Origin of the sequence: Paenarthrobacter sp. CM16, assembly GCF_013179505.1 — a bacterium.
GTDB lineage: Bacteria > Actinomycetota > Actinomycetes > Actinomycetales > Micrococcaceae > Arthrobacter.
On sequence record NZ_JABMCX010000213.1, the window covers coordinates 1 to 8405 of the forward strand.

The following is an 8405-nucleotide window of genomic DNA, read 5'->3' on the forward strand; positions in this document are numbered from 1 at the left end:
CACCACAATGCCAACCCCGGGATCCAGCTCGCCGCTTTCCTGGGCCGTGAGCAGGCGGTTGAACGCGCCACGGGCTTTGAACGAGCCCGTGTGCTGCATGTACTCGCATTTGAACCACAGGTGGTACGGCTCCTGATCGCCGCTTTCAGCCAAGGGCGTGTGGCGGACCCAGCCCGCTGTGCGTGAGTACGCTGCTTCTACTTCTTCGCGTGTGACCATCGTGGCTGCACCTTTCCGTCCGTTTCATCCTATGGACTGGATACGGTTACCGGATATTCACAATATTGTCTTGCAATATATTTCTAGATTGTGCGACAATATTCCATGGGGATCAGGTGGGCCAGCAGCGCAGACAAGCACGGGATTGACAGGGAAGACGCATTACACGCGATCCTCAACTACATGTACCGCATCGAACAATTCGATGAACCCCGCGTTGACACAACCACCAGACCTGATCTCTTTATCGGCTCAAGCCGTGACCGTAGAACGACTATAGAGGTCATGGCGGTGATAGCGCCGCCAGGTGACATCCTGATCTTTCACGTCATGGAAGCAAGGCGGAAGATTCTCGAAATTGCAGAAAGGGGCACAGTGCAATGAGCAAATCTGCGAAGGAAGCAATGGAAGTTACTGTCAATGGAGAGACGGAGGCCCACTATACCGACTTGGCTGAGTGGGCAGAGACGGCGGACGTCGGGAACGACGCACGCATCACAAAGGCAGAAGCGCCCGGTGCCGGGCAGTCAATTCTTGAGGCGGCGTTGGGCTCAGCCGAGGCAGTAAAACGCGCCGTGGGCAAGCCCTCGTTGAGCGCCAAAGGCACTTCTCCTTCCCGGTCCCTCAGACTTTCGCAGGAAATGGACGACCAACTGCTGGCGCGGGCCGCAGTTGAGCACCGCAAGCCCTCAGCCATCATGCGTGACGCCCTGGCCGAGTATCTTGCAAAGGCCTCCTGACCGACTCCACAGCATAGGCTTGAGACATGCCTGCCGACTTTGCCCTCCGCCCCGCCGTCGCCTCGGACGCTGCCTGGATAGCAGAACTCCGGGCTGTGGTGATGCGCCCGGACCTGGAACGGTTGGAGCGTTTCGATCCTGTGCGGGTGCGCGAGCGCTTCCTGAACGGTTTCCAGCCGGAGCACACGTACATCATCCATAGCGAAGGCGTGGACGCTGGCGTCATAGCGGTCCGCCCCGAGCCGGATTCGCGGTGGATAGAACACTTCTACCTGACACCTGCGCACCAAGGAAAGGGGCTCGGCGGCCAGGTGCTGCGGCGTGTCATGGCGGCCTCCGTGGACGAGCGCCCGTTCCGGTTGAACGTGCTCCAGGGCAGCCCCGCACGCCACCTGTATGAGCGGCATGGCTTCGTGCTCGAAAACGAGGACCCGGTGGATGTTTTCATGGTCGCCCCAAACCCTTCTCGGTGGCCCTAGCCTTTCTCGTAGGAGCGGGTTTGTTGGAGCGTCGACTGCGGTGATCGAGTTTTTGCTTTGACGTGGGCTCCAGAAAGGGCGGGTCAGCCGGCGAAATTCTCTGGCCCTCGAAACTAGGCTTCACCAATAAATGGCTACAACCTCGACATCTAAGAGTTCTTCAGGCCCCCGTAGCTGCGCATACGCGGAAAATCTTCACCGACAGGGTCCCGAACCAAAACAGCTGTTCCGTGATGCTGTGGTTTCGGCGCGGCCTCAGCTGCACGCTACCTTCCATCCCACCACTTGGGAGGTGCCGCCACGCCACGCTGTCTGGTAATCGTTATCCCGTCTGCCCTACAGAAAACTTGACTGGTAACCACTGAAGCTGGTCAAGGGCTCTACATTCTGACGATAGACAGGCATGTACAGAATCTCCGTTATCGGCGTTCGAGTGGGACGAGTTCAAACAGACGAGAGATCCCGTCATATGCGTTTTGCGGTGATTTCGCGGCTGGGATAGCACATGCCAAAGGAGTGTTGCTGCGGCTTGGGTGTAGTGATGGTATCAGCGGCGCAACCTCTCATTAGATGGGAGATTCTTGCGTAGAGTTTGATCCGTGAATATTGAAGCCGGCCGGATTCCGGCCGTTCTGACCACCGCCAATGATGCGGCCCAGGGTCAGGTTGCTATGAATGAAGGGCTGGATACGGCCATGTCTGCGCCTCCTTCTGTAGCTGTCTGCGGCCCCGCATCGTGGAATCAACTCATCCTCCTCGACCACCTTCCGGAACCTGTCCCCCACATGCAGTTTGCCCGCCGCTCGTGGCACACCATCGGAGGGACCTCCGCTGGCAAGGCCCTGCATCTGGCCGGCCTGGGCATTAAAGTGCGGTTGTGTTCGCCGCTTGGAACTGATGCCGAGGGGCAGCGGATCCGCAGCGCCCTTACGGCAGCCGGGGTGCACGTCGAGCCCTTGGCGTCCGAGCAGACCGAACGCCACGTCAATTTGATGTCCGACGGCGGCAAACGGGTGTCGCTGTACGTTGCGGTTCCGTCGACGCCCACCGAGCGCGAACTCAGCATCGCGGCTGAGGCGGTGGCCGCCGCCGACGTCGCCGTCGTTGACCTCAGCGAACTTGGTGCGCTCCTGTTGCAGCGCTTGGACGCGCAGGAGACGCCCATTTGGGCGGACCTTCACGACTATGACGGATCGTCAGAATTCCACGAACCGTTCCTTCGCGCTGCCACAACGGTGTTCATGAGTGACGACAATGCAGAAGACCCGTGGGACCTTATGCGTTCCTGCCTGGAACGCGGCCCCCGCTTGGCCGTTTGCACCCGCGGAGCAGAGGGTGCAATTGCACTGGAGGCATCCGGGGCACGGCACGAGGTCAGCGCTCTTCCCGCCGAGGTTGTTGATACCAATGGTGCTGGTGATGCCTTCATGACCGGTTTCCTGGCCGCGACACTCCGCGGTGCCACCATTGACGATGCCCTGACGGTAGCCGCGACTCAGGCCCGCACTGCGATTGAAAGTAAGCATCTGCACCCGAAACTGTCGGAGCTACTGACCTAACTGTGGCGTAGCTCGATATCCAGGGTCTCCTTCTCGACAAAGTCCAGCGCGCTTCTGACCGCACCCATGGTCACCACCGAATCACCCAGGGGTGAAACGGCCAGCCGTGGAGGGGTCGCGGTGAATTGGGGCAGTTGCTCAGCAATTGGGTCCATCAGTGCGCCTGCAGACTTGGCAACTGCACCACCTATCACCACAAGCTCCGGGTTGTGGATGGTAGCGACGGCCCCGATGACCCGTGCCATGCGATCGGCAAGCCGATCCAGAATCCGCCGTGCCACAGCGTCACCTTGGCGAGCGGCGGCGAAGACGTGTTCAGCTTCAATTGCTTCGGCAGGATATTCGCGGAGCAGCGTGTCATCACTTCCCGCGAGGGCCTCCGCAGCCCAGGTGCGTGCCATCAGGGCAATGCCAAAGGTGTCCCCGACCCCCTCGACTTGTTTGAGGAATGCCAGCTCGCCGGCGCCTCCGCCACAACCATGCAGAAGCCTGCCGTCGTCGATCACTCCGGAACCAAATCGCTCACTGGCGAGGATAACCACGACGTCGTCCACCCCCACCGCTGAACCGCGCCAACGCTCGCCCAGGGCCGCCAGGTTTCCGTCGTTGGCGAGCAACACTGTCCATCCGTGAAGATCCTTCAGTGCCGATTTCAAGCCAACGTCCAGAAGAGCCCAGAAGGGTTGAGTCACCAATACATCGCCGTTACGGCCCACCGGAGCCGCAATTCCGGCACTGACTGCGAGAACCGCGCCGGGGGTGACGCCTGCTTTGCGGAGGGCATCACACGCAGTGCTGTCTATGGCTGATACACGCTCGTGGGGACTGATATCCGAACCCGGAATGCTGTCATCGGCCGTGATCTGAACTCCACGGAACTGCTGGCTCGCCCTACCGACGATTTCACCGCGAAGGTTGGACACGACGGCCGTCACCTTGGAGACACCCACATCCAGGCCAATGACGTATCCCGCTTCCTGGTTCAGAACGAATCGTCGGGCCGGCCGCCCTTTGAGGTACTCACCAAACTCGCGTTGGTTTTCAAGCTCCGTGATCCAACCCCGGTCCATAATCTCTTCACATACAGATATGGCAGTAGCCCGGGCGAGCCCGGTGCCCTCCATGACGTCCGAGATCGTCACGATGGTGGAGGCCCTCATGAAGTCCAAGACTGATCTGAGGCTTGCCCGCCTAAGCATCTGCGGCATGGGGGAGGAGGAAGGGGCGCTCATCGGGTCTTGACCTCTCTGTAGCTCAGGTCACATAATACTTCAGGCACTAAATTTTGAGTCCAAATTAACTTCGGAGACACAATGCATGAAGCCCCGGACCACCCAGGAACCCTCGCCACCAGCGAATCCGCCCTGGACCGCTGGAATACCCTGTGGGAGCCCGCCGCACGTCGGTACCAGCCCGTCGTCGACCATTCGACGCCTCCCGCACTTTTCGCAGCCCCCTCGTCATCATCAGAGCCGACAGTACAGCTCTAGCTCGGCCCCCGTCCTCGTCCCCACGCTTTGACCTGTCATAAACCAGCCCTTCCGCACGCGAGTTCTTCGTGCCGAAGACGCACTTTCGCCGATCTGCAAGCGCTTCCAGTTTTTACTAAGTTGCTCTTGTTTATCGGCCGAACTCCGCCTACCTTGATGGGTAGCCGTCATCGTGACGCGGCCGCCCGTTCCGCACGGGCGGCGTCAGTCGCTGCCAGGACTCCCGGCCTGTAGCAGCCTCTCACTGAGGAGACTTCACCTCTATGCCAGCACACGACGAGGACGTCGCAGTCCGCTTTTCCAGCAATGGGAAACGCTTTCAGATAATAGCCGCGTTGGTTCTCATGGCCTTCTTCGGCACCCTCTTTTCCTCCACAGCCGCAGCCCCACCGGCCCAAGCCGCAGCTCCCGGGCCCAAAGACGCCACCGCGGTGATGTTCTCCTGGACATGGAACGCCATAGCCCGCGAATGTACCGAGAACCTCGGCCCGGCCGGATACGGATACGTGCAGACATCTCCCCCGCAAGAACACGTCCAAGGTCCGGAATGGTGGACCCACTACCAGCCCGTCAGCTACAAGGTTGAGTCACGGCTCGGCACTCGGGCCGAGTTCAAGCAGATGGTGGACACCTGCCACACCGCTGGCGTGAAAGTGATCGCGGACGCCGTGATCAACCACATGTCCGGAAAGAGCGCCGGAGGAACCGGTTGGGCGGGAACCATATTCCAGCACTACGACTACCCCGGAAACTACCAAGGGCAGGACTTTCACTCGTGCCGAAGGGACATCGCCAACTACCAGAACCGATGGGAAGTCCAGGAGTGCAATCTGGTCAACCTCTCTGACCTCAACACCTCCTCCCCCTACGTTCAGGGAAGAATTGCCGGATACCTCAATGACCTGGTGGCCTTGGGAGTTGACGGGTTCCGGATTGACGCAGTCAAACATATTGCGGCCAGCGACATGCAAGGAATTCTCTCCAGGGTCAACGACCGCGCAAGGCTCTATGTGGTCCAGGAAGTTATCCGAGCCAACGAACCGATCCAGCCGGAGGAATACACCAGCAACGGTGATATCCACGAGTTTGCCTTCGCCCGCAAACTCAAAGAGGCCTTCAACGGCGGGAATATCAACTGGCTGATCACGGGCAATGGCATCGGCCCCAGCTGGGCAGGCTTCCTTCCTCAACAGAACGCCGCAGTCTTCGTCGATAACCATGACACTGAGCGCAATGGTGAGACACTCACCTACAAGGACGGGGCAAACTACGATCTTGCCCAGATCTTCACACTGGCGTGGAACTACGGGTCCCCGTCGATCCATTCGGGTTATTCCTTCTCCAACAATGAGACAGGACCGGCGGTTGCCTCGAACGGGGAAGTCATGGATCCCGTGTGCGGCCAGAACGGCTGGACCTGCAAGCATGCGCAAACCAACATTGAAAACATGGTGGGCTTCCGCAATACAAGCCATGCGGCGCCGATCGTCAATAAGTGGGACAACGGCTCTAATGCCATCGCTTTTGGTCGTGGTGACAAAAGCTATGTGGCGATCAATCGTGGCAATGCCATCACCAGGACTTTCCAGAGCTCCCTTCCCGCTGGCCGCTACTGCAACGTGATTGTGGGACTGCCAACAGCTACAGGCTGCTCGGCGGGTGACGTGGTAACCGTGGACGCATCGGGGACTTTCCAGGCCACCGTCGGCCAAAACGCCGCCCTCGCATTGCACATCAACGCAAAAGCAGGCGGGCAAACAGAACCGGGAGCAACCAACCTCAAGGTCTACTACTCCACAACCAAAGGCTGGAACGACTACAAAATGCACTACCGGGTAGGCACCGGCGCCTGGACAACTGCACCCGGCGTCACCATGACCGCCGCCTGCCCTGGCTGGGTCTCGTACACCATCCCCGCCGGCTCAACCGGGGCAACGGCTGCCTTCAACAACGGAAACGGCATCTGGGACAACAACAACACCAGCAACTACGCCTTGGACGGTGGGATCGCAACGGTGAACGGCAATGCTGTTAGTAATGCCGATCCTTGCAGCAGCGCATCTACCCCCGGGCCAACAGACACCACAGTGCTGTTCTACTCAACCAACAAGAATTGGTCCTCCTATAACGCCCACTATCGTGTGGGCGCCGGAGCATGGACTACTGCCCCGGGCGTGGCCATGACTGCCTCATGCCCTGGTTGGGTAACTACCTCCATCCCCCTCAACGGAGCTTCCGGCATCACCGCAGCCTTCAACAATGCGGCCGGAACCTGGGACAACAACGGAACAAACAACTACACCGCTGGTCCCGGCTACCAGCGAGTGAAAGACGGAGTCGTCAGCCAAGGAAACCCCTGCGCCTGACGCACAAAGACCTCACGTGCCCGGGCCTTCCGGTCACGTGAGCCGGGAAGGAGGCGGCGCCGGATCCCGGCGCCGCCTCCGTTTAGAGCCTCATCGAAGCCTCATGGAGCAGGTCTGCAAACGACCCATGGAAGCAAGCTGGCAAGGGAACCCATTTTGGCCCACCGACAGCCACCTTGGACTCAATTGTCCAGACGCTGTATGGACAATTGAGCCTACGGGTTATCAGCAGGCGGTCGTCCTGATCTGTGGGCAGGTTGTTCCGACTGATGGTGATCACTCGCGCCTCCTGACTGCCCACCCCAAGTGCGGTAGCCTCAGCACAAACCCACGCACGTCAATGCCGCTTCCGGGGGGAACATCATGGGGAACGTTCGAACGCGCACCAAAGCGCCCAACAAAGCGCCCAAAACCAATGCGGTCAAGAAGAGGTATCTACTGGTGCCGGCCAAGGCCGTTGCAGCCGGTCTGCTGGCCACCGGACTGCTGACGACAGGGCTGCTGGCCACTGGCGCACCGCCTGCCACCGCGGACACGCAGCCAACGCCAATCATCGACGGCGCCCCGTACGTGGGTGCCGAGCTGCGCCGACAGTACGATTACAGCTATTGGGGCTGCAGGAATCCGGACGGCTCGGGTGACGGCATTACGTTGGAATGGTTCCGCGACGGCGATCCGCTTCCGGAGGATCGGCAGGGGGAAACCCTCCGGATCCTGCCGGAGGACCAGGGCAGCCGGATATCCATGCGCGTCCATCCCCTCACCCCGGGCAACCAGGGCTGCCCAACCGGCACGCAGCTGAGCGCGGAAACCTTGCCCGTGAAGGCCTCCAGCCGGGCCATGGGGTGGACCGGCCGTGGCAACTTTGAGCCCCTCGCCCGGACGCACGATGGCAGGCTCATCCTCTACCCACGGACCTACACGTACTACAAAGGCATGTGCGAGGGTCCCTGCCCTGCCTATTGGGGTTCATGGGACGAACCCGAGCAGGTGGGACAAGGATGGAATGTCTATGACATCGTCTTCTCCCCCGGCGACTTCGACGGCGACGGTTTCAACGATCTCCTCGGCCGCGATGCAGCAGGCAAGCTCTTCCTCTACCCCGGCGATGGCGAGGGTGGTTGGCTCGATCGCGAGCAGGTTGGCCAGGGCTGGAACGTCTTCAATTCCATCGTGGGCCCTGGCGACTTCAACGGCGATGGCACCAACGATGTGCTGGCACGCGACGCAGCAGGCGGCCTCTTCCTCTACCCCGGCGACGGCGAAGGTGGCTGGCTCCCCCGCGAACAGGTGGGCTGGGGCTGGCAGGTCATGAACAAGATCATCACCGGCGGCGACATGAATGCCGATGGTGCCGTGGACATCTTCGGACGCGACCAGGACGGTTTCCTGCACCAGTACCCCACTGACGGCGAGGGCGGCTGGGAGGAACCTGCGTCCCTCGGCCCGGGGTGGGAGACGTTTTCCGAGGTAGCAGGAATTGGTAGTTCCAGCCACTCGAAATACAACGAACTCTCGGCCGTCGCCGCCAACGGCGATCTTTTGAGCTACA

The 8405-nt window shown here is 60.5% G+C and carries 8 protein-coding genes; 6 read left to right on the forward strand and 2 right to left on the reverse strand.

The window, feature by feature from the left end:
- Positions 1 to 219, reverse strand: a 219-nt coding sequence (locus HP499_RS17040) for a pyridoxal-phosphate dependent enzyme (RefSeq protein ID WP_172325399.1), incomplete at its 3' end; no start/stop codon positions are given.
- Between the two features lie 105 nt (positions 220 to 324).
- Between HP499_RS17040 and HP499_RS17045 the strand changes: the two genes are divergently transcribed.
- From HP499_RS17045 to HP499_RS17060, 4 genes are all read left to right on the forward strand, one after another.
- Positions 325 to 603 (forward strand): hypothetical protein, encoded by a 279-nt coding sequence (locus tag HP499_RS17045; protein WP_172325400.1) that lies wholly within the window; start codon positions 325 to 327, stop codon positions 601 to 603.
- On the forward strand, positions 600 to 959 hold the full coding sequence (locus tag HP499_RS17050; RefSeq protein WP_172325401.1) for a hypothetical protein: 360 nt from the start codon (positions 600 to 602) through the stop codon (positions 957 to 959). Before HP499_RS17045 ends, HP499_RS17050 begins: the two co-directional genes overlap by 4 nt.
- 26 nt (positions 960 to 985) lie before the next feature.
- On the forward strand, positions 986 to 1438 hold the full coding sequence (locus tag HP499_RS17055; RefSeq protein WP_172325402.1) for a GNAT family N-acetyltransferase: 453 nt from the start codon (positions 986 to 988) through the stop codon (positions 1436 to 1438).
- Between the two features lie 599 nt (positions 1439 to 2037).
- Positions 2038 to 2997: a PfkB family carbohydrate kinase gene (locus HP499_RS17060; RefSeq protein WP_309138412.1), complete on the forward strand. Its 960-nt coding sequence runs from the start codon at positions 2038 to 2040 to the stop codon at positions 2995 to 2997.
- Here HP499_RS17060 and HP499_RS17065 read toward each other — a convergent pair.
- On the reverse strand, positions 2994 to 4229 hold the full coding sequence (locus HP499_RS17065; protein WP_172325403.1) for an ROK family protein: 1236 nt from the start codon (positions 4227 to 4229) through the stop codon (positions 2994 to 2996). The two genes, HP499_RS17060 and HP499_RS17065, sit on opposite strands and share 4 nt — an antisense overlap.
- A gap of 521 nt (positions 4230 to 4750) precedes the next feature.
- Between HP499_RS17065 and HP499_RS17070 the strand changes: the two genes are divergently transcribed.
- Together HP499_RS17070 and HP499_RS17075 are read left to right on the forward strand one after the other, a co-directional pair.
- Positions 4751 to 6853, forward strand: a complete 2103-nt coding sequence (locus HP499_RS17070; protein WP_172325404.1) for a carbohydrate binding domain-containing protein — start codon at positions 4751 to 4753, stop codon at positions 6851 to 6853.
- A 363-nt stretch (positions 6854 to 7216) separates the two neighbouring features.
- Positions 7217 to 8405: VCBS repeat-containing protein (locus HP499_RS17075; protein ID WP_253951656.1), on the forward strand; the 1189-nt coding region annotated here is incomplete at its 3' end.